At 52.9% G+C, this 238-nt stretch carries 1 protein-coding gene; it reads right to left on the bottom strand.

Annotated elements, in window-relative coordinates:
• On the bottom strand, positions 1–238 hold a 238-nt coding region (locus SB765_RS33495; RefSeq protein ID WP_410933017.1), incomplete at both ends, for a hypothetical protein.

Here is a 238-nt window from a genome sequence, read left to right on the forward strand (position 1 = left end):
GAACCCGGCCTTGATCAGGTTACGCTTTTCACCCTCTGCCAGTGAGATATTGCTGAACATTGTTACGATTGTTTCACGCGCCATGTTGTGTTCCTCGGTGATGGATTCGGACGGCTCTGAATAGGGTGTTCGGGTCAGGTGAGCGTGCTGTTTGCGCAGGGAGACGACCTGTTCTGTCGCTTCCTCACTGACAACTTTGCGGATATGCCACTCCTCTTTCAGCACCAGATGACGAACG

This window comes from Pseudomonas sp. SIMBA_067 (assembly GCF_046534675.1).
In the GTDB taxonomy this organism is placed as follows: domain Bacteria; phylum Pseudomonadota; class Gammaproteobacteria; order Pseudomonadales; family Pseudomonadaceae; genus Aquipseudomonas; species Aquipseudomonas putida.